This is a genomic window from Henriciella barbarensis (assembly GCF_003576345.1).
Lineage (GTDB): Bacteria > Pseudomonadota > Alphaproteobacteria > Caulobacterales > Hyphomonadaceae > Henriciella > Henriciella barbarensis.
Genome location: NZ_QWGB01000005.1, coordinates 861925 through 883410 on the forward strand (window position 1 = coordinate 861925; position 21486 = coordinate 883410).

Annotated in this window: 20 protein-coding genes; 11 read left to right on the forward strand and 9 right to left on the reverse strand. The window is 60.7% G+C overall.

Annotated features, from left to right (window positions below; genetic code table 11):
* The first annotated feature begins 10 nt into the window (after positions 1–10).
* The 3 genes from gluQRS to D1224_RS07170 are packed head-to-tail and all read left to right on the forward strand — an operon-like array spanning position 11 to position 3415.
* Positions 11–856: a tRNA glutamyl-Q(34) synthetase GluQRS gene (gene gluQRS / locus D1224_RS07160; RefSeq protein WP_119379204.1), complete on the forward strand. Its 846-nt coding sequence runs from the start codon at positions 11–13 to the stop codon at positions 854–856.
* A gap of 10 nt (positions 857–866) precedes the next feature.
* The gene (locus D1224_RS07165; RefSeq protein ID WP_119379205.1) at positions 867–1796 is read left to right on the forward strand and encodes a DMT family transporter; all 930 of its coding nucleotides are present in this window, start codon (positions 867–869) and stop codon (positions 1794–1796) included.
* A 17-nt stretch (positions 1797–1813) separates the two neighbouring features.
* The gene (locus D1224_RS07170) at positions 1814–3415 is read left to right on the forward strand and encodes an alkaline phosphatase (RefSeq protein ID WP_119379206.1); all 1602 of its coding nucleotides are present in this window, start codon (positions 1814–1816) and stop codon (positions 3413–3415) included.
* On the opposite strand, the gene D1224_RS07175 is transcribed toward D1224_RS07170, so the two are convergent.
* The 4 genes from D1224_RS07175 to ykgO are packed head-to-tail and all read right to left on the reverse strand — an operon-like array spanning position 3403 to position 5730.
* A complete protein-coding gene (locus D1224_RS07175) occupies positions 3403–4362 on the reverse strand; it encodes an alpha/beta fold hydrolase (protein ID WP_119379207.1) in 960 nt (319 codons plus the stop codon). The genes D1224_RS07170 and D1224_RS07175 overlap by 13 nt on opposite strands.
* On the reverse strand, positions 4359–4889 hold the full coding sequence (locus D1224_RS07180; RefSeq protein WP_119379208.1) for a tetratricopeptide repeat protein: 531 nt from the start codon (positions 4887–4889) through the stop codon (positions 4359–4361). The genes D1224_RS07175 and D1224_RS07180 overlap by 4 nt, the downstream gene beginning before the upstream one ends.
* Positions 4890–4940: 51 nt before the next feature.
* Complete coding sequence (locus D1224_RS07185) at positions 4941–5597, reverse strand: HAD family hydrolase (protein WP_119379209.1); 657 nt, start codon at positions 5595–5597, stop codon at positions 4941–4943.
* Positions 5598–5604: 7 nt separating this feature from the next.
* Positions 5605–5730 (reverse strand): type B 50S ribosomal protein L36, encoded by a 126-nt coding sequence (gene ykgO, locus D1224_RS07190; RefSeq protein ID WP_119379210.1) that lies wholly within the window; start codon positions 5728–5730, stop codon positions 5605–5607.
* Between the two features lie 110 nt (positions 5731–5840).
* Between ykgO and D1224_RS07195 the strand changes: the two genes are divergently transcribed.
* Positions 5841–7274 (forward strand): lytic murein transglycosylase, encoded by a 1434-nt coding sequence (locus D1224_RS07195; RefSeq protein WP_233350437.1) that lies wholly within the window; start codon positions 5841–5843, stop codon positions 7272–7274.
* Positions 7275–7277: 3 nt separating this feature from the next.
* On the opposite strand, the gene D1224_RS07200 is transcribed toward D1224_RS07195, so the two are convergent.
* Positions 7278–8570 carry an MFS transporter gene (locus D1224_RS07200; protein WP_119379212.1) on the reverse strand — a complete coding sequence of 431 codons (1293 nt, stop codon included), beginning with the start codon at positions 8568–8570 and terminating at the stop codon, positions 7278–7280.
* 134 nt (positions 8571–8704) lie between these two features.
* Between D1224_RS07200 and D1224_RS07205 the strand changes: the two genes are divergently transcribed.
* The 3 genes from D1224_RS07205 to D1224_RS07215 all read left to right on the forward strand — a co-directional run bounded on the left by D1224_RS07205 (position 8705) and on the right by D1224_RS07215 (position 12167).
* Entirely contained in the window at positions 8705–9595 is an 891-nt protein-coding gene (locus D1224_RS07205) for a motility-associated protein (protein WP_119379213.1), read from the forward strand.
* A gap of 92 nt (positions 9596–9687) precedes the next feature.
* Positions 9688–10212 (forward strand): hypothetical protein, encoded by a 525-nt coding sequence (locus D1224_RS07210; protein ID WP_119379214.1) that lies wholly within the window; start codon positions 9688–9690, stop codon positions 10210–10212.
* Positions 10213–10247: 35 nt separating this feature from the next.
* On the forward strand, positions 10248–12167 hold the full coding sequence (locus D1224_RS07215) for a cation:proton antiporter (protein ID WP_233350438.1): 1920 nt from the start codon (positions 10248–10250) through the stop codon (positions 12165–12167).
* Here D1224_RS07215 and D1224_RS07220 read toward each other — a convergent pair.
* Positions 12164–12883 carry a M48 family metallopeptidase gene (locus D1224_RS07220; RefSeq protein WP_119379216.1) on the reverse strand — a complete coding sequence of 240 codons (720 nt, stop codon included), beginning with the start codon at positions 12881–12883 and terminating at the stop codon, positions 12164–12166. The genes D1224_RS07215 and D1224_RS07220 overlap by 4 nt on opposite strands.
* Positions 12884–12946: 63 nt before the next feature.
* On the opposite strand from D1224_RS07220, the gene D1224_RS07225 reads away from it, so the two are divergent.
* The gene (locus D1224_RS07225; protein WP_119379217.1) at positions 12947–14518 is read left to right on the forward strand and encodes a hypothetical protein; all 1572 of its coding nucleotides are present in this window, start codon (positions 12947–12949) and stop codon (positions 14516–14518) included.
* A 92-nt stretch (positions 14519–14610) separates the two neighbouring features.
* Positions 14611–15435: a TIGR00282 family metallophosphoesterase gene (locus tag D1224_RS07230; RefSeq protein ID WP_119379218.1), complete on the forward strand. Its 825-nt coding sequence runs from the start codon at positions 14611–14613 to the stop codon at positions 15433–15435.
* A 3-nt stretch (positions 15436–15438) separates the two neighbouring features.
* On the opposite strand, the gene D1224_RS07235 is transcribed toward D1224_RS07230, so the two are convergent.
* Complete coding sequence (locus tag D1224_RS07235) at positions 15439–16272, reverse strand: EAL domain-containing protein (RefSeq protein WP_119379219.1); 834 nt, start codon at positions 16270–16272, stop codon at positions 15439–15441.
* A 149-nt stretch (positions 16273–16421) separates the two neighbouring features.
* Here D1224_RS07235 and D1224_RS07240 point away from each other — a divergent pair, with 149 nt between their 5' ends.
* Positions 16422–17174 (forward strand): YebC/PmpR family DNA-binding transcriptional regulator, encoded by a 753-nt coding sequence (locus tag D1224_RS07240; RefSeq protein ID WP_119379220.1) that lies wholly within the window; start codon positions 16422–16424, stop codon positions 17172–17174.
* A 133-nt stretch (positions 17175–17307) separates the two neighbouring features.
* Complete coding sequence (msrA, locus tag D1224_RS07245) at positions 17308–17979, forward strand: peptide-methionine (S)-S-oxide reductase MsrA (RefSeq protein WP_119379221.1); 672 nt, start codon at positions 17308–17310, stop codon at positions 17977–17979.
* A gap of 79 nt (positions 17980–18058) precedes the next feature.
* Here the strand turns inward: msrA and D1224_RS07250 are convergent, their stop codons facing one another.
* Complete coding sequence (locus tag D1224_RS07250) at positions 18059–18895, reverse strand: LolA family protein (protein ID WP_119379222.1); 837 nt, start codon at positions 18893–18895, stop codon at positions 18059–18061.
* A 111-nt stretch (positions 18896–19006) separates the two neighbouring features.
* Positions 19007–21421: an FtsK/SpoIIIE family DNA translocase gene (locus D1224_RS07255; RefSeq protein ID WP_119379223.1), complete on the reverse strand. Its 2415-nt coding sequence runs from the start codon at positions 21419–21421 to the stop codon at positions 19007–19009.
* Positions 21422–21486 lie beyond the last annotated feature (65 nt).

Consider the following 21486-nt stretch of genomic DNA (forward strand, 5'->3'; position numbering starts at 1 on the left):
AGCGGGCCCGGTGAGCGATTTCCTGACCCGCTTTGCGCCATCTCCGACCGGAAGATTGCATCTTGGCCACGCGGCCTCGGCCTTTCATGTCTGGAAGGCCGCAGAGCGCGCGGGCGGCCATGTCTTGCTGCGCATCGAGGATATCGACCAGACGCGCTGCAAGCCGGAATTTACCGACGGTATACTGGAAGACCTTGCCTGGCTGGGCTTTGAATGGGCACGAACACCGCGCATTCAGTCAGAGCATTTCGAGGACTATGACCGGGTCGTTCAGCGGCTGACCGAACTTGGTCTGACCTATCGCTGTTTCCGTACGCGGACCGAAATGGCAGCAGAGACAGAGGCGGCAGACCTCGCGCCGGGCACGCCGTTCATCGGGCATCCATTGCCAGCCGAGCTGGAGGCCGAGCACCTGTCACAGGAAGCGCCGTTTGCATGGCGGCTGTCGCTCGAGAGGTGCCGCGAATATCTCGGACCAGACTACGACCGGCTGAGCTTTGAAGTCCGCAATCTCGACGGAACCACGCACATCGAAAAGGCGCGGCCAGACCTGCATGGAGATATCAATCTCACCCGAAAGGATGCGCCGGCCGCCTATCATGTGGCCTGCACGCATGATGACGCGCTGCAGGAGATCACCCATGTCATCCGGGGCACAGACCTTGAGGATGCAGCCCACATCCACGTGCTGCTGCAAGCCCTGATGGGCTGGCCGACCCCCATTTACACCCATCACCCACTTGTTCTGGGCCCGGATGGAAACAAGCTGGCCAAACGCTTTGAATCACAAAGTCTTGCGAGTCTTCGCGAGGCGGGTTTAACGCCGCAGGACGTTAGAAAGCTCGCAGGCGTTTGAGGCAGACAGTATGAGCGATACCGCAAACAGCCGCGCCTGGCTCGGCCCCCTCCTGCTGCTTCTGGGCGGTCTTTGCATTGGTCTCGCACCTATCGGCCTGCGCATGGGACTCGACACGCTGGGGCCGCAAGCGATCGCCTTCTGGCGCTATACGTTTGCGATCCCGATGCTGTTAGTCCTGCTGATCGGCATTGAGCGGCGAATGCCGAAGAAGATCACGCCGCTGATCATTCTCGCCGGCACGCTGTTCGCGCTGGATATCGCGCTCTGGCACTGGGCGCTGACGATGACCACGGTCGCAAACGCCACATTTATCGTGAACATGGGGAATGTCTGCGTGGGGTTTGTCGCCTGGCTGGTGCTGAAGGAACGCCCCAAGCCTGTCTGGTTCGTCGCGGTCGCCGTTGCTGTGGCTGGCGCGGCTGCCCTGTCACAAGGCGGCGCAGCAAACGGTCAGACAGACATTCGCGGCGATCTGCTGGCTGTCGCTGCGGCCATCATGGTCGCGGGCTATATGCTGTTCTCGAAAATGTCCCGCAACAAGCTTGGCGCGATGGATGTCATCTTCTGGCTGACAGTCGTCGAAGCGGTTGTTGCAGGCATGGTCGTCCTCGCTTCTGGTGAGCGTTTCTTACCTGAAACGCCTCAGGGCTTCGCCGCGCCGCTATTTCTGGCGCTGGTCGCCCAGGTTGGCGGGCAGGGGCTAATCATTGCAGGGCTTGGCCGCACGCCTGCCGCCGTTGCTGGCATCATCGTTCTTATCCAGCCGGTCTTCGCCGCTGGCCTGTCCTGGCAGCTTTTCGGCGAATCGCTCACCGTGCTGCAGGGCGGCGGTGCCGCCCTCATCCTGCTTGGCATCTGGCTCTCGCAGGGCGGGGTAAAGAGGCGTCGCCAGTCTGCGGCAAAACCGTCACATGCAGAAGCTACAACCAGCGCCTGAAACAGGAGAATTTCGCCATGACAAAGCCAAACGCCGGCGCCTTCCGCGCGCCGCTTATCGCGATGACCAGCAGCGCCGTAATCGCAGCTTGCGCAACGGCACCAGTCGGGCTCGAGCCTGTCGATGCTGTGGTGCCGCCGACTGAAGTTGAGGAGACCACAAAAGCCCCGGGACTTTCCCGTACGGGCGTCGCCCCGCAACAGGCCAGTGATGATTACTACGTCGCCGCCGCTGCTGATGTGCAGTCCCGCACGGCGGAAGACTTCGTTCCGCGCGCCCGGAATGTCATTCTTTTCGTTGGTGATGGAATGGGCGTGTCGACCATCACGGCCGGACGTATCTATGCAGGCCAGCAGAAAGGCCTCGATGGTGAAAGCTATCGTCTGGCCATGGAAAGCCTGCCCTATTCAGCCTTTTCCAAGACTTACAGCCATGACGCCCAGGTCGCCGACAGTGCCTCGACCGCCACCGCAATGATGTCCGGCATCAAGACCCTTTCGCGGACGCTCGGCCTTCGGTCCGGTATCGCCTATGGCAACTGCGCTTCATTATCGGGGCAGAGCACAGATTCGATTTTCGAGATCGCCGAAGCCGCTGGTCTTTCTACGGGCATCGTTTCCACCGCCCGAATTACGCACGCAACGCCTGCCGCGACCTATGCCGAAAGCGCTGACCGCAACTGGGAAGACGACAACCAGCTTGGTGGCACGGACTGTAAGGACATCGCCCGTCAGCTCGTCGACTGGGACGCTGGTGACGGCTTTGAAGTCGTGCTTGGCGGTGGCCGCGGCGCTTTCTTCCCGGCGAGCCTGACCGATCCAGAAACCGGCGAAGCGGCCGGCCGCCGTACCGATGAAGCAGACCTTACCGAAGTCTGGACGGCCAAGTCGGACGATCACGTCTACATCACCGATCAAGCGGGCTTTGAAGCGATCGATTTCACAGGCGAGACCCGTGTGCTTGGCCTGTTTGAGCCGTCCCACATGCAGTTTGAGCTCGACCGCGCGGAAGATCCCGCTGGCGAACCCTCTCTTGCCGAGCTGACCACGGCTGCCATCACGCGTCTCTCACAGAATGAGGACGGTTATGTGCTGCTCGTGGAAGCCGGGCGCATCGATCACGCTCATCACGGTGTGAATGCGGCGCGCGCGCTTGGCGACACGGCGGCGCTGGATGATGCGGTGCAGGCTGCGCTCGACCTGACGGATGCGGAAGATACGCTGATCGTCGTGACCGCCGACCACTCACACACGCTGACCCTGGCGGGCTATCCTGCGCGCGGTAATCCGATCCTCGGCAAGGTGGCCTATGGGCCTGGCGGTCTGGCGCGGGCTGATGATGGAAAGCCTTACACCACGCTTGGTTATGCCAATGGTGAAACAGGCTGCCCACCGGGCGAAGAGGACTGCGCACGCGCCGACCTTTCCGACGTCGACACGACAGCGAAAAACTTCCAGCAGCAAGCGCTGGTCTTCCAGGGCTCTGAAACGCATGCGGGCGAGGATGTCCCCGTTTATGCCAGCGGTCCGGGGGCGGAGCTTTTTCGTGGCACCATCGAACAGCACGAGATTTTCCACGTGATGGGGCGCGCGAGCGGCCTCATTTCCTACGAGGACTGATCCATCGCATCTGCGGCGAGGCGGCGGATCACATCCGCCACTTCGTCGCCATGGTGATGGTGGGGCATGTGCCCGGTCTGCGGCAGTTTGACGAGCTCAAAGCCTGTGACCTGATGCTTGATCTTTCCTGCATGGAGGCTCGGATCGATCACCGTATCCCTGGCACCTGAAAAGAGCACGACAGGCATGCTGAGCTCCGGGTAGCGGTGCTGCTGGGCCGCGAGCTCATCCTGCAGGACATTCATATCATCTGCATTCGCGCGAAAGCTCGGCGGCCGGAAGAGCAAGCCGATGGCGGCATCCGCGTAATAATCGTCCGGTGCGTCCTTCGGATTGAAAACGCCGTCGATACCGCCTTTCACCATAGCGGGCGCGACGAGCGGCACGAGCTGCGAGAAAATCGGCCCAATGACAGGGGGGCCGGCCACCTTGTTGTACCAGGTTTCACCTCCGCCGCCCCAATCATGGGTCACCGGCGCAAGAAGCACGACCCCGTCGACGAGATCAGGATGGTCAAGCGCAAGCCGGAGCGCGACCGCACCGCCATAGGAGTGTCCGACGATGACCGCTTTCTGATCAGGTGCGAGCTGGCGCAGAACGGCTGCCATCTGAGCCGCCTGAACCTCCAGCGTTTCGGCAGCTTCCGGGCGGCCGGAATAGCCATGGCCGGGACGGTCCGCCATCAACACACGGAAATCCTCCTGCAGGCGCGGCGCCAGGGTAAACGTGAACTCTCTGGCGTTTGCCGACGCGCCATGGATCATCAGGACGGGCGGGCCATCACGGCCCGCTTCGATAACATGAACTTTCGCACCGTTCGCTTCGACAAGCGTGCCCTTAGGCGGGTACTTGTCTTCGACATTGCTGGTGTAGACTGCGCTATGAACGCAGGCGCCGATGCCGCTCAGCGCGAGCAGCAGGGTAAGTCCGGTAAGAATAATCTTCAAAGCCCCTGACCATTCTGTTCACGCACCAGCCTCGACTCTGCGGCGCGGGCCGCCTGAAGCGTCGGGTGAATTTTCAAAGCTTCGCGATAGGCTTCAAGCGCCTCATCCTTAGCCCCAAGCGTTTCCATGATGCGGCCAAGACCCGTCCAGGCCCCGAAGTGGCGCGGCTCAAGCCGGATCGCCTCATTGAGGTCGCGCAGGGCTTCTGGAAAGTTCTCGTCGACCAGGAAGAGCGCGGCGCGCCGATTGTACGCCTCGGCATATCCAGGCTGGATCGCGATGACGCGATCAAACAGCTCATGTGCCAGTTCCAGGTCGCCCAGACCCTGGGCTTCCACGGCGCGCTGCATCACAAGGTCTGCGGCGGCAGACCCGCTTTCCAGCCAGGCCGCCCAGATATCCATGGCGGTGGAGTTAGCTTCCTCCTCACTCGGCGCGTTCTTCAACTCGTCGAACATCTCGTCACTCGGCCCGTATTGCGGGCCGCTGACGGCGATGACGCTGGCGATAAGGAGAGCCTTGAACATGCCTATCAGTATGGCTCTGGATAAGGTCCCGGCAAGGCCCGAATGCGGCGATCAGGCGGCCGGCGCGAGCAGCCCTTCTTCGATCAGGGCGGCTTCAAGGCTTTCGGCGTCAGTAAAGTGATGCCCGCGGAAGCCGTAGGCACGGGCCGCTTCGATGTTTTTCAGGCTGTCATCGATAAAAAAGACGCTGTCCTTGGGCGGCTGACCGAGGCGCGCATGGGTCAGCTCATAAATCGCCGGATCGGGCTTGATCAGCTCTTCCTCCCCAGAAACGACAACATCGCGGAACAGTTTGAGCATTGGGAAACGCTCAACCGTTTCCGGCCAGATCTCAGCCGACATGTTGGAGAGGGCAAAGAGCGGGACCTGCGCTTCTTCAAGGCGGGCGATGAGCGCCGGTACGCCGCTAACATAGCCATCGAACATCTCGAACCAGCGCCGGTGCCAGGCGTCGATCTCGTCTGCATAGTGAGGGTGGTCCTGCTTCAGCAGGCGCGCGCCTTCTGCAAAGGTCCGGCCCCGGTCATGCTCGACATGCCAGTCCATATTGCAGACATCACGGCAGAAGGCCTCGGCCTCTGCCTCAGACGCGAAAATCTTGCGGTAAAGTCGCAAGGGTAGCCAGTCGATCACGACATTGCCGAGATCGAACAGTACGATGGGTTCAGCACCGACAGAAATATTTCCGCCGGGCGCTGATGCCGTCATCTTCTGCTTAGCCCTGCTTTGCTTTAAAGCGTGGGTCTGTTTTGTTGATGACGTACGTCCGGCCCTTACGGCGAACGACCTTGCAATCGCGGTGGCGGTTTCTCAAGGATTTCAGTGAAGACTTAACTTTCATGGGATTGGCCCGGCGATCTTTGAAAACTCGTAAGGGGCGCGAGATACAGAATGGGTTATGCAGAGTCAACGCCGCTCACACATCGCGACGGTAAAAGGAAGACATCATTTATGACGCGCAAGAATTTGGTCCTTCTCCGCTGGACCACCGCTGCCAGTTTCGCCGCCCTGATCAGCGCCTGCGCTGCCACGCCAGAGCCTGCGCCGCAATCAAGCGCGCCGACCCCGCCCTCGCAGAAGCCGCATGTCGAGGCAACGACATCGACGCCCCCAAGCGTAGTGACGACAGACAGCGCGCCAGTGACCCGCACATCAACGATTTCTCCCGGTGACCCACGGGGCACGCCGGGCGCCCCGCCATATTCCGGCCCGGTGGGCCCGTTTGCGCCAACCGGCAATGCCGAGATGGATGCCTGGCGCCAGGACTTCGTCTCTCGCGCAACGGCACGCGGCACCAATCCCGCCCTACTCTATGCGCTGCTGAAAGATATCCGACCACTCGATATCTATCTTGGCCCTGACAATCAGTCGGAAGTTGCCAATCAGGCAGAGTTTTCCAAGGCTATCTGGGAGTATCTGCGCACGGCGGTCACGGATAACCGTTTCCAAACTGGCCGCCAGAAACTCGCTGAGCTTGGGCCCGTTTTCGACCGCATCGAAGCCACTTATGGCGTCAACCGCGAAGTGGTGAGCGCGATCTGGGCGATGGAAACCAATTTCGGCGGCTATATGGGCAATTTCAGCGCCGCAAATACGCTCGCCAACATGGCGGTCGAAGGCCGCCGCCGCAGCTTCGCCGAGAGCGAAATCCTCGCTTTGGTCGAAATCGTCGAGAAAGGCTTTGCGCGGCTGGATCAGCTTGGCTCCGGCTGGGCCGGCGCGATGGGGCACACCCAGTTCATGCCATCAACCTATCTTGCCTATGCGCAGGACTATGATGGCGATGGGCTGGCGAATGTCTGGTCATCGTCACCAGACGCTCTAGCGTCTGCCGCCAACTATCTCTCAGTATCCGGCTACCGCTTTGACCAGCCATGGGGCGTCGAAGTGCTCGCGCCGCAAGGTTTTGACTGGTCGATGGCCGATGGCAACGACCGGCGCCTGTCGTCCTGGAAGTCAGCCGGTCTTTCGCCGATCCGGGGTGGCGGCTTTGGCGTCGATGACAGCGACTATGCCGAGCTGTGGCTGCCAGCGGGTGCGACAGGACCGAAATACCTCCTGTTCCGCAACTTCGACGTCTTCAAGACCTATAACCGCTCCAACAGCTATGCTTTCGCGGTCGGCCTCCTCGCCGATGGGCTCGCCGGCCAATATGGCCCGGTCGCAGCCTGGCCGACGAACATCCAGCGGCTGACCTTCGATGAGGTAAAGCAGCTTCAGTCGGCGCTAAACCAGCTTGGCTATAATGCGGGCGGCGTTGACGGCATTGTCGGCTCAGGCACGCGCGGCGCGCTGCGGCAGTTCCAGCAGGCGAACGGCCTGATCGCGGATGGCTATCCTTCGCGCCCGGCTCTCAATGAGGTGCTGGCGCGCTTGCGCAGCTAGAACCTAGTCGTAGATTTCCGGCTGATCGTCATCATCCTGATAGACCTGATTGGCCGGAAAGACGCGGCGGGCGAAAAACGCCATCAGGACGAGTACGACGCCCGCGCCGATGAAAGGCGCGCTCTGGTGAACGTTCTCATACATCCATGGGCCAAAGAACGGGCTGACGATGAATCCGGTGCCGTTGGCCGAGATGACAAGGCCTGCGACGTTGCCCTGAAGGCTGGAGCCGACAGAGAGCGATGCGCCGCTGGAGAAGCCCGGGCGCGCAAGACCCTGCCCGATCCCCACGAAAAACTGCGCCAGCACGAGAACCGCGAACTCATTCGTCGGCACGATAAGGAACGCGCCGACCGACAGGGTGAGCGCCCCAGTCACCATAAGCGTCCGGTTGGTCATCTTGAGGCGCGGAATGATGACAAGCTGCGAGATCAATGTGCCCGCCGCGCCGACCGTATAGGCCGGGCCGGTGAACTGCATCGCCTCAGCCCCGTCGACGCCGATCTTGTCCATGATGGCGAAGGCGAATGTCTGGGTCAGTACGCCGGTGACGACGGAGAGCCCGACTGCGAAAATCAGATAGGGCAGCACGCGCGGATCGCGCCAGAGACCATCGCCCTCTTTCTTGCCTGTGGATTTGAGGCCCGCTTCCTTTCGCGGCGCAGTTTTCTCCGGCAGGCGCGTATAGATCAGGAAAGACAGGACAGCCGCCGCGGCGCTGATCATGAAAACTGGTGTCAGTAGGCCAAAAACCGCGCCCGCCGCAGCCGCGAAGGCTGGGCCTGCAACCGCGCCGAAGCTGAAGCCGGACGTCAGCGAGGCAATTTCTTCGGTGCGTTTGTCGCGGCTAGTACGGTCAGCGATATAGGCCTGCGCCGCCGGGTTGGTGCCAGAGCCCAGGAGGCCGAACAGCGTGCGCGACGCCAGGAGGCAGATGAAGATAACAAGCGAGCTTTGCAGATGACCGGCCATGGCGAGCGCGGCGCTGGTGCCGAAAAGCAGCATCGACACCGAAAAGCCAAGCATGCCGAGCGCAGCGACCGGGCGCCTGCCCCAGTCATTGCTCTTGCGGCCCCAGAAAGACGAGGTGATCGCCCAGAGCGCAGCCGATAACGAGAAGATTGCGCCCGCCATCCAGTCCGGCAGGCCAAGATCCCGCGAGAGGGGGGGCAGGATGGCGCTGACCAGCATCGTATTGCCGGCCCCAACCGCCAGAAGCGCGAAGAAAAGCAGCCGAAACGCGCCGCGGCGGTCCGGCCGGTCATGTCCAAGCTGTGGCGAGGGCGTGTCGGTCATCACTTCTCTTCGGCCTCACCGCTGGAAAATTCAAGCGCCCCGTCGCGTCATGGGCCCCAGCCAGCAGCCCGGAAACCTTATTTAAAGCCTGTTGCGTTAGAAGCGGCTTTGAACCCGTCTGCGGAGACCCGTGAATGTTTCAACTTATCGGCCTTGTTCTGGTCACTGCCCTGATTGCAGGTGCGCTCCTTTTCACAGGAAGCCCGGCCCTGTTCAGCGCGCTGCCATTTGAACTGGCCCTGATTGGCGGGGCCGGCCTCGGCACGCTCGTAATTGGTAACTCACCAAGGGTCGCAGGCGCTGCGCTTGCCGGAATGGTCAAATCCATGCGGGGCGCGAAGTGGAAAAAAGCTGACTATGCGGACCTCTTGAGCGGTCTTGGCGACCTGATGCGCCGGGCACGCCGCGGCGGCATGATCGCCATCGAAGCCGATATCGAGACGCCTGAGCGCTCAGACCTGTTTGCCAGCCGTCCGCGCCTTCTGGCTGACCGCACAGCCACGTCGATGATCACCGACAGTCTTCGCATCCACGCCTTGAACCCGGGGGGCAAGTCGCCTGTGGCTGCCCACCTTGAAGACGCGGTTGCCGCTGCAGCGCAGACCCGACACCGGGCCGTGGCCGCGCTGAACTCGCTTGCAGATGCCCTGCCCGCGCTTGGAATCGTGGCGGCGGTCCTTGGCATCATCAAGACGATGAGCCTAATCGACCAGTCTCCCGACGTGCTAGGCCCCATGATTGCGACGGCTCTTCTGGGCACATTCCTTGGCGTCTTCCTTGCCTACGGTCTGGTCGGGCCGATCGCTGCCCGCTTCGGGCAGGTGGTGGACGAGGAAATGCAGTTTCTGGAAACGATCCGGACGGTGATCACGGCCTGGCATGAAGGCGTGGCCCCTGGCACCGCTATTGAACTTGCGCGTGCCGGATTGCCAGTCCACCTACGACCGTCTGTCGAAGACGTGGACGCAGCAAACTCGAACGTCGAAGCTTTCCCCTCGCAGCGCCGAAGCAGTCGCGCCGCCTGACCCCTCAGCGACTAAATTCATGCGCCGACTCGCAATAGTGGGCGCTCACCCCTAGTTTCCCGCCTGATGAGAAACCACGGGGAGGGTCTCACGTGTCGCGTTTCGACGAATTGAAGGCTATCGCAAAGACCTATCAGGATCTTGCAGCCGAGAACTATGCGCGCGTGCGCCAGCTCGCTGAGGAAGTCCGCGCGGGCTTCTGCGACTATCTCGATTCCTCCGATGGTGTCTGTGTCCAGCTTGTGCCGCCTGTCGGCAATTTTGAGCCGAAACCCTATGGCGATCAGGCATTTTCCGTCCCGCCGCGCGGCTTCCGGCCGCTTGGACCGATCGCCTTTGGGCTTGCTGTACGGGTCACTGGCGGCACTGACTGGATTCGCATCACCACCCAGTGCCAGAAGATCGGCGACCGGTTTGTGCTGGACATCCAGGGCGGAGAGTCATTTACCTTGGCACTGCCGCTTGCAGAAGAGGATTCAACGCGTCTCTTTGGTTATCTCTTCAATCACCTGACCAACTGGTTTCAGGAAAAGATTGATCATTATGAGGCCGGCGAATACGGCACGCGCGAAATCGGCTTCGATTTCTCACGCGAAGATACTGTCGCCAACGTCTGAAACGTACGGACCCCAAGTAAAAACACATGCCGGATATGAACCTCATTCTCGCAGGCACAGGCTCTGACAGCCTTATTTTTGCCTGCGCCCTCATTGGCGCGCTCGGTCTGGGCGCACAGTGGCTTGCCTGGCGTCTACAGGCCCCTGCGATCGTTCTGATGGCTCTGGCCGGGCTCGCCGCCGGGCCGGTATGGTCACTCATTTTCGGCGATCCACTGCTCAATCCGTCCTCGACTTTCGGGGACCTTTTGCGGCCTATCGTGTCGCTATGCGTGGCAGTCATCCTGTTCGAAGGCGGGCTAATCCTGAAATTCGAGAATCTGCGCGATGCCGGCGCCGCCGTGCGCCGCGTGGTGTTCTTTGGAGGCCCGCTCGCCTGGCTGCTTGGCTCTCTGGCGGCGCGCTATGCGGCTGGTCTCGACTGGGCAAGCGCAATCGTCTTCGCAGGCGTCATGGTCGTCACGGGCCCGACCGTCATCATGCCACTGATGCGCCAATCCAAGCTGTCGGGACGCCCTGCCCAGTTCCTGAAATGGGAAGGCATCGTCAACGACCCGATCGGCGCGCTGTTTGCTGTTGCCGCCTATGAAGTGATCCGCGTGGCGAGCCATGGAGACTCCATCGTTGGCGCAGGCGTCTGGATCCTCGCCGCTGCAGGCATCGGTGTCGCTCTCGGTATCATCTTCGGCCTCGGCATTTCGCGCGCCTTTCGCGCTGGCTGGACGCCGGAATATCTCAAGGCGCCGCTTATCTTCGCGTCGATCATTCTCTGTTATGCGCTGGCCGAACAGGTCGAGAAGGAAATCGGCCTCGTGGCTGTCACGGCTTATGGCATGACGCTCGCCAATTCGAAGCTCGCCGACCTTTCAGAACTCCGGAAGTTCAAGGAAGACATTGCGGTCCTTCTCGTCTCTGGCGTCTTTGTTATCCTGACCGCGGACCTGACGCCTTCGATCATTTCTTCGGCGCTGAATATCAACACGCTCCTTTTCCTGCTCGTGATGCTGTTTGTCGTGCGGCCGCTATCGGTGTGGATTGCAACGGCTGGCACACTGAACCGCAAGGAAGCGCTGCTTCTAGGCTGGATCGCGCCGCGCGGTATCGTGGCTGTGGCCGTCTCGGGCCTGTTCGGTTCGCTGTTGGTCGACCTGTCGCGTGAAGGCCGTTTCTACTTCTCCGGCGCAGACCAGATCGTGCCACTCGCCTTTGCAATGGTGTTCACAACCGTTGTCCTACACGGTTTCACAATTGGTCCGCTCGCGCGGAAGCTTGGTCTTGCCCGCTCTGAAAAGCCCGGTGTTCTGCTGGTGGGCGCAAACTCCTGGAGTGTGGAATTCGCCAAGGCGCTGAAATCGGTGAAGATCGACGTCATCGTTGCCGACAGCAACTATCGCCGCCTCCGCCCGGCGCGTGAGGCAGGTCTCGACACCTTCCTTGGCGAAGTCTTGTCTGAAGACGCGGAGATCCGTCTGGACCATTCGCGCTTTGCAACCGTCGTCGCCCTGTCGACCAATGACAGCCACAATGCGCTCGTCTGTAGCCAGTTTGCGCCAGAAGTCGGCCGTCACCGCGTCTACCAGCTATCGCTTTCGGAAGGCGATGAGACCGATGACAAGTCAGTGGGCTCCTCGGCGCGTGGGCGCACGCTCATCAAGCGTGGCCGTACCTATGATGGCCTGATCCGTGACCAGTATCGCGGCTGGAATTTCTCCCGCACAAGGCTGACCGAGAAATACACGCTGGAACAGTATCTCGCTGACAGGCCAAAAGGCGACCTAGTTGCCGAGATCCGTCCGGATGGCACGCTCGTCCTGCTCGGCCCAAGCCGGGAAGCGCGCGGCGGGGATGGCGCAACCATTATCAGCTTCGCACCTGACCAGCAGCCGCAGACATCCGCGCCGGCGGAGGAGCCATCCTCATCTGACCCCAAGGTGGGCGAGCCGCAGAAGGCCTAGACAGTCACGGCGTGAAGGGCGCGGCCATGGCGGCGTAGCCAGTCGCGTTCCTTCTTCCAGTCCGGACAACATCTCGCGACATGCGCCCAGAAGCGCGGGCTATGGTTCATCTCAAGCAGGTGCGCGCATTCATGCGCGGCGACATAGTCGAGCACGCTGTGCGGAGCCATGATGAGGCGCCACGAAAAGGCCAGTCCGCCATCTGACGTGCAGGACCCCCAGCGCGAGCGCGTATCCTTGACGCTGACCTTGCGGGCCGCAACGCCCAGCGTCGCACAATGGCGCTCCACGGCATCGCTCAAGTCCTCACCGGCCGCCTTCTTGAGGAAGCGGGCGGCGCGGCGACTAACGGTTTCAGGATCCCCCGGCAGGCAAAGTTGTTGCGGAGTTCCGGGTATGAGCGACGCGCGCCTGCCTGGGCCCTCCAGGGTGATCTCGCATGGCGCGCCGCGCAGGTTGAACTGGGCACCTTCGACCAATCCGGTCTGTTGTGGCAGCTGTGCCAGACGGGCTGCAATCCAGTCGCGCCGGTCAGTTGCAAACTGTGCTGCTGCCTTCAGATGTCGTTTCGACGGAGCGACGGCCACTGCTTCGCGATTCGCCTCATCAAGACGGAGAATCAGTCGCTTTGCGCGCGGGTTTATCTCCATGCGAACAGTTATGTTCTGACCGTCTGAAGCGGACAGGGTCAGAGGCTGGCATTTATCGAAAAACATGATAAGTCTCAAATCGAAGGCGCGATGAGCCTACACCCATCTTATGACATTAGGGGAACCATCATGAAATATCTGCTCTGCGGCGTTGCGGCGATCTCGATTTTGACCGCATGCGACCAGACAGGCGTCGAGACGCCAGAAGACATCAGCGAAATCACACTGCGGGACGGCGATGCCGCCGAAGCACCTGATGTGATCTCTGCGATGATGTTGACGAATTCCGGCGACGGCATGATCACATACGCCAGCAAGGACGTCGACGGCGCGTCGGCAACCTTCTCTGACATTAGCATCCAGGGCATGGAAGGCTTCACGGCCGATTCGCTGGTTTTCGAAGGCCTCGACATGGTCGACGGTCAGGCTTCTTTCTCACGCATGAGCTTTTCGGGCCTGTCCGTGAGCGACCCGGAAGCTGCTGACACGACAAATATGGGCGTTGGCGAGATCGAACTGATCAACCCGTCCCCGGCACTTTCCGCATGGCTCGCGTCTGCACTTGGCACCGGTGAGCCTGCCGACTTCCCCGCTGTCGAGGATATCTCCTTCGACGCGTGGTCGATCTCTGACGTCTCGGGCGAATTCTCCGACACGGACGGCGAAGGCACTTTTGCCGTCTCTTCGCTGCAGCTGCGTGACGTCGACAACCAGCGCGCGGCTCTCGCAGAGCTGACCGGTGTGACCTTCGACATCATCGGCGAAGATGAGATGAACTTCAAAGGCGGCATCGACTCCATGTCGATCGCTGGCAGCGACCTCAGCTTCCTGTCTGCCATCCAGCAGAATGCCGGCGACGAGGACGCAATGGCAGCTGCGGTCATGAGCAAGATGATGCAGAACCCGATGGAGCCGGGCTATGACCGCTTCACGCTCGACAATCTGACCTTCGAAGGCGAAGGCATGAGCTTCGCCTTGCCATCCATGGACGCCTATGTCGAACGCAATGATGACGACCAGCCTGTCAGCTATGTCGTCGAGCCTTTCAGCATGACGCTCGACGCAGATGCAGACGGTGGTGAGGTCGGCGCAGGCCTTGCGCAGGGTTTCAGCATGCTCGGCTATGATGGCATCGAAATCCGCGGCGCTGGCAACAGCCAGTACGACCCGGATGCAGACATTCTGACCTCCGAAGCTGCAGACAACTATTTCGAGCTCGTCGATGGCGCACGCTTCTCCTATGGCGGTGAGTTCATCGGTTATTCGGCTTTCAACCAGCAGCTGGCAGCTTCCATGGATATGGAAAACCTTGCCGAAGGTGGTGAGCCTGACCCGATGGTCATACAGCAGGCGCTGAGCGCGCTTGAGATCGGCAATTTCGAAATGCGCATCACGGATGATGGCCTTGTCGACCGCGTCTTCAACGTCGTCGCAACGCAGCAGGGTCAGGATCCGGCCCAGATGCGTGCGCAGGTCGCCCAGATGATGGGTATGGCGCCGCTCATGGCCCAGCAGGCCGGCGTGGATACGGCGATTGCCACCGAAATCGGCACAGCGCTGTCTTCCTTCATTCAGGAGCCGAAGACGCTGACCATCATGCTCGATCCGGAAGAGCCGCTTTCCATGGAGAGCGTGGCGGCGATGGAAGACCCAAGCATGCTGACCAAGGACTATCTCGGTCTTTCGGCTTCTAACGAATAAGCCACAGATCTGATCTGACTTGTGAAGGCGCGCCCCGGGCAACTGAGGGCGCGCCTTTTCTTTTGGGGGGCAAGGGCGCATAGCTGTCGCCCATGAAACTCGCATATTTTGGAGATGTGGTCGGCAAGCCGGGCCGCGCAGCTGTGGTCGACTATCTGCCAGGCCTACGCCGTGACCTGAAGCTCGATTTCGTTGTCGTGAACGGAGAGAATGCGGCAGGCGGCTTCGGTCTGACCGAATCCATCGCCAATGATTTCTTCAATGCAGGTGCCGACTGCCTGACACTCGGCGACCACGCTTGGGACCAGCGCGAAGCCCTGACCTTCATCGAGCGTGAACCCCGCCTGCTGCGCCCGGCAAATTATCCTGTTGCCGCAGGCGCCCCCGGTAAGGGCGCACACGTTTTCGTTCTGGATGATGGTCGGCGCGTCGGCGTTGCCCAGCTACAGGGCAATGTCTTCATGAAGCAGCAGCTGGAAAACGCGTTCCAGCATGCAGACCGCATCCTCGACGACATGCCGCTTGGCCTCGCCGTGGATGCCATGATCGTCGACATGCATTGCGAAGCGACCAGCGAGAAGATGGCGATGGGTCACCATTGCGATGGCCGCGCCAGCCTGGTCGTAGGCAGCCACACGCATGTGCCGACCGCTGACATCATGATTCTGGAAGCCGGGACGGGTTACCAGACCGATGCTGGCATGTGCGGCGATTATGACAGCGTTATCGGCATGCGGAAGGAAAACTCCGTCCAGCGCTTTGCAACACAGCTACCCGGTGAGCGCTATGCCCCTGCTCTCGGCGACGGCACGCTTTGCGGCGTTTATGTTGAAACTGATGACCAGACTGGACTGGCAAAGCGGATAGAGCCGATCCGCATGGGTGGCCGGCTGGCAGAACACATTCCGGCACCCTGAAGGTCAGGCGAGGTGGCGCGCTCTGCGCTCTTCCTCGTCAGGCATTTCAACGCTTTTCCTGCTTGCAGCTTCGCCCATATTGGTCGCCTTGCCGAACAACCAGCCCTGAATGAGCGACCCTGCGCAATCGCGGGCCCAGTGCAACTCGCGCGGTGTCTCAACGCTTTCGAACAAAAGATGCGTGCCCAGACCGTGCAGTTTCTGGATAATTGAATGGGCAAATTGCTGGCTCGCCTCATTCTCCATCATCTTTCGGAACCAGCCTGCATCGATCTTTACGATGTCTGGCCGAAGCTCGATGACACGCAGCAGATCGGACTTGCCGCGCCCGAAATCGTCTATGGCTATACCAAAGCCAAGCGCACGAAGCTTTTCGACCACCGCCAACAGGTCAGAGCGCGGACAGTCGGCCCCTTCCGTTATTTCGAAGACGACCTTGTCCCGGCGCAAGCCATACGCGGCGATCAGATCGCAATACTGCTCGATACCCGTCATCATCTGGTCGCGATAACTACACGAATGCGGGTTCAGATTAACGAAGAGGCGTGTTTCACCGAGCTGCCAGGCCGCCGCATTCGCAAGGTGAACGCACAAGCAGGCCCAGTCGGCGATGAAGCGGTCCCAGCCTTCTAGCCGGGCAAAGAATGCCAGTGGTTCGACCGATTTCGCACCCAGCATGGGACGCGCAAGCGCCTCAACGCCATAGAGCGCGCCTGAACTGCGACTGATTTCGTAAATAGGCTGGAAGGCCGAATGCAGCTGGAACGTGCCAAAGTCAAAGGTACGGTGTCCGCCATCCAGCTCGACAATTCTTGTCGTCAATTGATCAAGTCTCATGGGACCTCCGCTTGGATAGTAGCGTACATGAACCGCGTTAATACTTGATTGTCGTTTGCCGGGTCTGCATCCTTGGCTTTCAAAACGCCCGCGCCTGATCTATCCCGGCGCGAGCTATCAACAGAACCAGACAGTTTTGCGAGGACGTCATGGCCGGACATTCGAAATGGGCCAATATCCAGCACCGTAAGGGCGCGCAGGACAAGAAGCGCGCGGCCCTCTTTGCGCGCCTGTCCAAGGAAATCACCATCGCTTCCAAGCTTGGCGGTCCTGATCCTGACGCCAATCCGCGCCTGCGCCTTGCCATTAACAATGCGCGCGGCCAGTCCATGCCAAAGGACAATATCAAGCGCGCAGTCGACAAGGGCCAAGGCGGCGGCGGCGAAGAGTATTACGACATCCGCTATGAGGGCTTTGGACCGGGCGGCGTGGGCATTATCGTCGAGGCCTCGACCGACAACAAGAACCGCGCAGCCAGTGAGATCCGCGCGGCCTTCTCCAAGAATGGCGGCAATCTCGGCGAAACCGGGTCCGTTTCTTTCGGCTTCGACCAGGTTGGAGAGATCGAGTACCCAGCAGAGGCTGGCGATGAGATGGCTGTGATGGAAGCGGCCATTGAAGCCGGCGCGACCGACGTCGAAAGCGACGAGGAGGGTCACTGGATCTTTACCGAACGCGAAGACCTGATGGACGTCGCCTCCACGCTTGAGGGCAAGTTCGGCGAGGTTGAAGCCAAATCGACGAAGCTGATCTGGAAGCCGCAGAACAATGTTCCAGTCGAAGGCGACCAGGCCGATACGCTGATGAAGCTTCTGGACGTCCTCGATGAGCTCGACGACGTCCAGAACGTCTATGACAATTCAGAGCTGTCAGAAGCAGAGATGGAGCGGCTGGCAGGCTAAACGCCGTCAGTCACTTCGCCAGCCAGACACGATCGGTCACCAATTCGTGAGCGCTGCTTGAGCTTGCTCGCATTTCCCGCCTGCCCATCCATATGGAGAGAAACGCAGGACTTCCCCACGGGAAACAAGGCTCATGAAGTTTTCGAATACTACCCTTATTGCCGCTGGTGCCGGCTTGTTTGCGGCTGGCGGTGCATTCGTCTGGTCCGCCATGGCGGAACAGTCCGACACGCCGCCACCACTCCAGGCCGCAAACACCGAAACCGCTATTTTTGCGGGCGGTTGCTTCTGGTGCACGGAAGCTGATTTCGACAAGGTTGATGGCGTCGTCGCAACCGTATCCGGCTATACCGGCGGTCGCGTCGATAATCCGAGCTATCGGCAGGTCACCGGCGGCGATACCGGTCACTATGAGGCCGTGCAGGTAACCTATGAGCCCTCGAAGGTCAGCTATGAAGAGCTGGTCGATTACTATTTCCGCACCATCGACCCAACCGATGATCGTGGCCAGTTCTGTGACAAGGGCTCAAGCTATCTTTCGGCCGTGTTCGTTGAAGACGGAGACCAGCGCGCCATCGTCGAAAGCGAAATCGAAGAGATCGAATCCTCAGGCGTTCTGCCAGGTCCGGTCGTCACGCGCGTGCTTGATGAGGCGACCTTCTGGGAAGCTGAAGACTACCACCAGAACTACTACAAGACGACGCCGGTGAAATACCGGTTCTATCGTCAGGGTTGCGGGCGTGATGCGCGTCTGGAAGACCTCTGGAGTGATGACGCCATGCGGCTTCCGGGCAGCACAAGCTAGGCTCTTCGAATTTCAACCAAACAAAAACCCCGCCAGCCTTGAGGCTCGCGGGGTTTTCTATTGCCGGTCGGCGAGACGACTAGCGCTCGTCTTCCTCTTCATCGGCCGGATCGTCCAGACGGAAGAGGCGCGGGCTGAAACGCACATTGGTCTCGATATCTTCGAGTACCACGCGGGTAACCTGCTGGTTTGCGTCCAGTGTGCGCCAGCTGGTCAACTGGTAACTCGCTGGATCGAAGTAGAGCGTCAGAACGCCTTCTGCCTCACCGCGGCGATCTTCCATCGTGATGGCAATTTCGCTGGTGGTCTTCTGGACATCTGTCACCCGCGCTTCGGTCTCGAAGTCGAGCTCATCATCAAGGACGAGGCCGAGAGGCGTTGAGGAAAGCGGCACCCGGTCCACCGTCTCAAGGTCGCTGTCCTCCATGGCGACAGTCGTGCCATTCGCAACGATCAGGATTGGCGTCGGCTCATCATAGTCGAAGCGCATCCGGCCTGGGCGCTGCAGGGCAAAATCGCCCTCAGTGACGGAGCCATTCGGCGCCAGTTGGACAAATCGGCCGCGCGCTGTCTTCGCCGCAGCGAGAGAATCGCCAGCAGCTTTCAGAATTGCACGGCGCTCAGTCGCTGATACAGCGCCAAATTCGGTCCGTACTGGCGCAGCTTCTGCCCGCGGCGCCTCCGGTTCTGGCGCAACGCCCGTGACGGGCGTGTCATCAGCGTCAGCCTGTGCAAGGACGATTTCGCCCCGTGCTGCCTGCGCAACTGGGGTTACAGCGACATTGCTGATGGCTGCATCATTTGCGACGCGCCAGGCCAGTGGCTGCTGGCTGACTGCGCTGAATTCTGTTGTAAGCGCAAACGGGCCCGTCCCGATGGCGACAAAAGCCGCTAGCGCTGGAATTAGAGACGTCATTTTCGCTCTCCTGTCTTGGCCACGAAACATAGGCCTCGATCAGGCGGTAAAACAGGGCTGAATTAAGGTATTTCCGCCCCGTTTCGTTGTAACTCGTTCAGCTTGTAGCGATCAGTCAGACGGGGTATCCCGCGCCAGAATCTCACGCTTGCCAGCATGATTGGGGGCGGAGATGACCCCTTCTTCTTCCAGTCGCTCAATCAGGGTCGCGGCCTTGTTATAGCCGATCTTCAGACGGCGCTGGATGTAGGAGGTCGATGCCCGCTTGTCGCGGATCACAACGGCCATGGCCTGCGCATAAAGATCATCGTCGCCATCGCCAGAAGAGACGCCGAGCATAGCATCCATGATGGCGCTGCCTGTGCCGCCTTCTTCAGGCTCTTCCAGGATCGCCTCATTATAGTCAGGCTCGCCCTGCTCCTTCAGCCAGCCGACAACCGCCTCGACTTCATCATCGGACACGAAAGGCCCGTGCAGGCGCTTGGTTTTGACGCCCGCCGCCTGATAGAGCAGGTCGCCCATGCCGAGCAGCTGTTCAGCGCCCTGCTCACCAAGAATGGTGCGCGAGTCGATCTTGGTCGTGACCATGTAAGAAATACGGGTCGGGAAGTTCGCCTTGATCGTGCCTGTGATGACATCGACCGATGGACGTTGGGTCGCGGTGATGAGGTGGATGCCGGCCGCACGCGCCATCTGTGCGAGGCGCTGGATACAGCCTTCGATTTCCTTGCCTGCAACCATCATCAGGTCAGCCATCTCATCAATCACGACGACGATGTTCGGGATATGCTCCAGCGGCAGGATTTCGGTCTCATAGGCTGGCTTGCCGCGCTCATCATACCCGGTCTGCACCTTGCGGGTCAGCTGATCGCCCTTCTCACGGTAGCGCGCCGCCTTTTCGTTGAAGCCTGCCAGATTACGCACGCCTGCCTTGGACATGAGTTCATAGCGGCCTTCCATCTCACGCACGGCCCATTGCAGCGCGTTCACTGCCTTCTTAGGGTCGGTCACGACCGGGGCGAGGAGGTGCGGAATACCTTCATAGATCGACAGCTCCAGCATTTTCGGGTCGATCATGATGAAGCGGCACTGCTCGGGCGTCAGGCGATAGAGCAGCGACAGGATCATCGCATTCACGCCAACCGATTTACCCGACCCGGTCGTACCCGCGATGAGAAGGTGCGGCATTTTCGATAGATCGACCACGGTGGGCGTTCCGCCAATATCTTCACCAAGCGCCATGGGAAGCGGCGAACGGTTGTCCGCATAAGCCTTCGCCGAGAGAAGCGAGCGCAGATAAACGGTCTCGCGCTCTTCATTCGGCAGTTCGATACCGATGGCATTCTTGCCCGGAATAACCGCCACACGCGCTGAGACGGCGCTCATGGAGCGGGCGATGTCGTCAGCGAGCGAGATGACGCGCGCCGATTTTACGCCTGCCGCTGGCTCAAGCTCGAACAGGGTAACGACCGGTCCGGGGCGCACTTCCTTGATGCGGCCGCGCACACCAAACTCGCGCAGCACTTCGGCGAGACGGTTCGCCTTGGCCAGCAGGCTGTCCTCGTCCACAGAGCCGCGTCGGGCAGGCGGAGAGCCAAGAAGATCCAGCGATGGCAGGGTGCGCGGGCGTTTGCGCTTTCCGCTCTTGGTAGTGGGATGGGCAACAGGTTGCGGCGCCTTCGGCGCGGACACTTTTGGACGGGTGGCGGCGCGGGGCATCTCCTCTTCGGGCGCCTCGTCGTCAACATCGTCATAAGCCTCGAAAGCGTCATCTTCGTCATCAAACTGCGGCGCCGGTCCGAGGCTACGCGCAGCGCTTTCATAGTCATCACCCTCATCAGCGCTTGCGTGCCGTCGAGGTTTACCAACGAAACTGCTGAAGAGCCGGGCAACACCGCCCGCGGCGCTGCCAAGGCGCGAAAGCGCGCGCTGGCCTGATGTGCTTGCCGCAGACTGCAGGAGGCTTGCATCACCGCGCCGGAAGCCGAGCGCCGCGCTGCCAAGCAGGAATGCCGCAACCCCGAGGGTCAGTCCGGCCAGAAAACCGGGCGCAGGAAGGAGCAGCGCCTTGAAAGGCATGACGACGAGGCCGAAGAGACCATCACCAACCATGCCGCCCATTCCTGTCCAGAAAGGCCAGGAGGCCGGCACAGGAAAAGCCGAAAGCGTAGCTGCCAGCACTGGAACGAAAGCAACGCCATAAAGCCAGCGCCGGATGCGCGGCGCGCCGATGAGGACCGCCCGCATCGCGCCGCCAATCATCAGGCAGAGGCCAGCCATCCAGGCCGAGAAGCCAAAAGTCTGAAGCGCAATGTCAGCAACGATCGCGCCGCTATTGCCGAACAGGTTGGAGACTTCGATGCCGGTTGCTGCGTTGAGGCTCGGGTCGGTCGGCTCGTGCGTGCCGACACTGCCGCACAGAAAAACGCCGATCGCGAAAGCGGCCGTCCCGGTCAGGATACGCCAGGCCGGATCGGATACTTCGCGGGAGAGGCCGGTGTGCGTTTCAGCGCTGGTTGTCGCCATGGCAGGTTGCTTCCATCGGTTCAGAAGGACTGTCTGGCTGCAACCTCGCAGCTTGGCCTTAACAC

What these genes read in the sequence shown, in the direction of transcription:
- D1224_RS07165 (WP_119379205.1), top strand. Translation starts at nt 867, where the DNA reads ATGAGCGATACCGCAAACAGCCGCGCCTGGCTCGGCCCCCTCCTGCTG.
- D1224_RS07170 (WP_119379206.1), top strand. Translation starts at nt 1,814, where the DNA reads ATGACAAAGCCAAACGCCGGCGCCTTCCGCGCGCCGCTTATCGCGATG.
- D1224_RS07180 (WP_119379208.1), bottom strand. Translation starts at nt 4,889, where the DNA reads ATGTTCAAGGCTCTCCTTATCGCCAGCGTCATCGCCGTCAGCGGCCCG.
- D1224_RS07185 (WP_119379209.1), bottom strand. Translation starts at nt 5,597, where the DNA reads ATGACGGCATCAGCGCCCGGCGGAAATATTTCTGTCGGTGCTGAACCC.
- ykgO (WP_119379210.1), bottom strand. Translation starts at nt 5,730, where the DNA reads ATGAAAGTTAAGTCTTCACTGAAATCCTTGAGAAACCGCCACCGCGAT.
- D1224_RS07195 (WP_233350437.1), top strand. Translation starts at nt 5,841, where the DNA reads ATGACGCGCAAGAATTTGGTCCTTCTCCGCTGGACCACCGCTGCCAGT.
- D1224_RS07200 (WP_119379212.1), bottom strand. Translation starts at nt 8,570, where the DNA reads ATGACCGACACGCCCTCGCCACAGCTTGGACATGACCGGCCGGACCGC.
- D1224_RS07205 (WP_119379213.1), top strand. Translation starts at nt 8,705, where the DNA reads ATGTTTCAACTTATCGGCCTTGTTCTGGTCACTGCCCTGATTGCAGGT.
- D1224_RS07215 (WP_233350438.1), top strand. Translation starts at nt 10,248, where the DNA reads ATGAACCTCATTCTCGCAGGCACAGGCTCTGACAGCCTTATTTTTGCC.
- D1224_RS07220 (WP_119379216.1), bottom strand. Translation starts at nt 12,883, where the DNA reads ATGTTTTTCGATAAATGCCAGCCTCTGACCCTGTCCGCTTCAGACGGT.
- D1224_RS07225 (WP_119379217.1), top strand. Translation starts at nt 12,947, where the DNA reads ATGAAATATCTGCTCTGCGGCGTTGCGGCGATCTCGATTTTGACCGCA.
- D1224_RS07230 (WP_119379218.1), top strand. Translation starts at nt 14,611, where the DNA reads ATGAAACTCGCATATTTTGGAGATGTGGTCGGCAAGCCGGGCCGCGCA.
- D1224_RS07235 (WP_119379219.1), bottom strand. Translation starts at nt 16,272, where the DNA reads ATGAGACTTGATCAATTGACGACAAGAATTGTCGAGCTGGATGGCGGA.
- D1224_RS07240 (WP_119379220.1), top strand. Translation starts at nt 16,422, where the DNA reads ATGGCCGGACATTCGAAATGGGCCAATATCCAGCACCGTAAGGGCGCG.
- msrA (WP_119379221.1), top strand. Translation starts at nt 17,308, where the DNA reads ATGAAGTTTTCGAATACTACCCTTATTGCCGCTGGTGCCGGCTTGTTT.
- D1224_RS07250 (WP_119379222.1), bottom strand. Translation starts at nt 18,895, where the DNA reads ATGACGTCTCTAATTCCAGCGCTAGCGGCTTTTGTCGCCATCGGGACG.
- D1224_RS07255 (WP_119379223.1), bottom strand. Translation starts at nt 21,421, where the DNA reads ATGGCGACAACCAGCGCTGAAACGCACACCGGCCTCTCCCGCGAAGTA.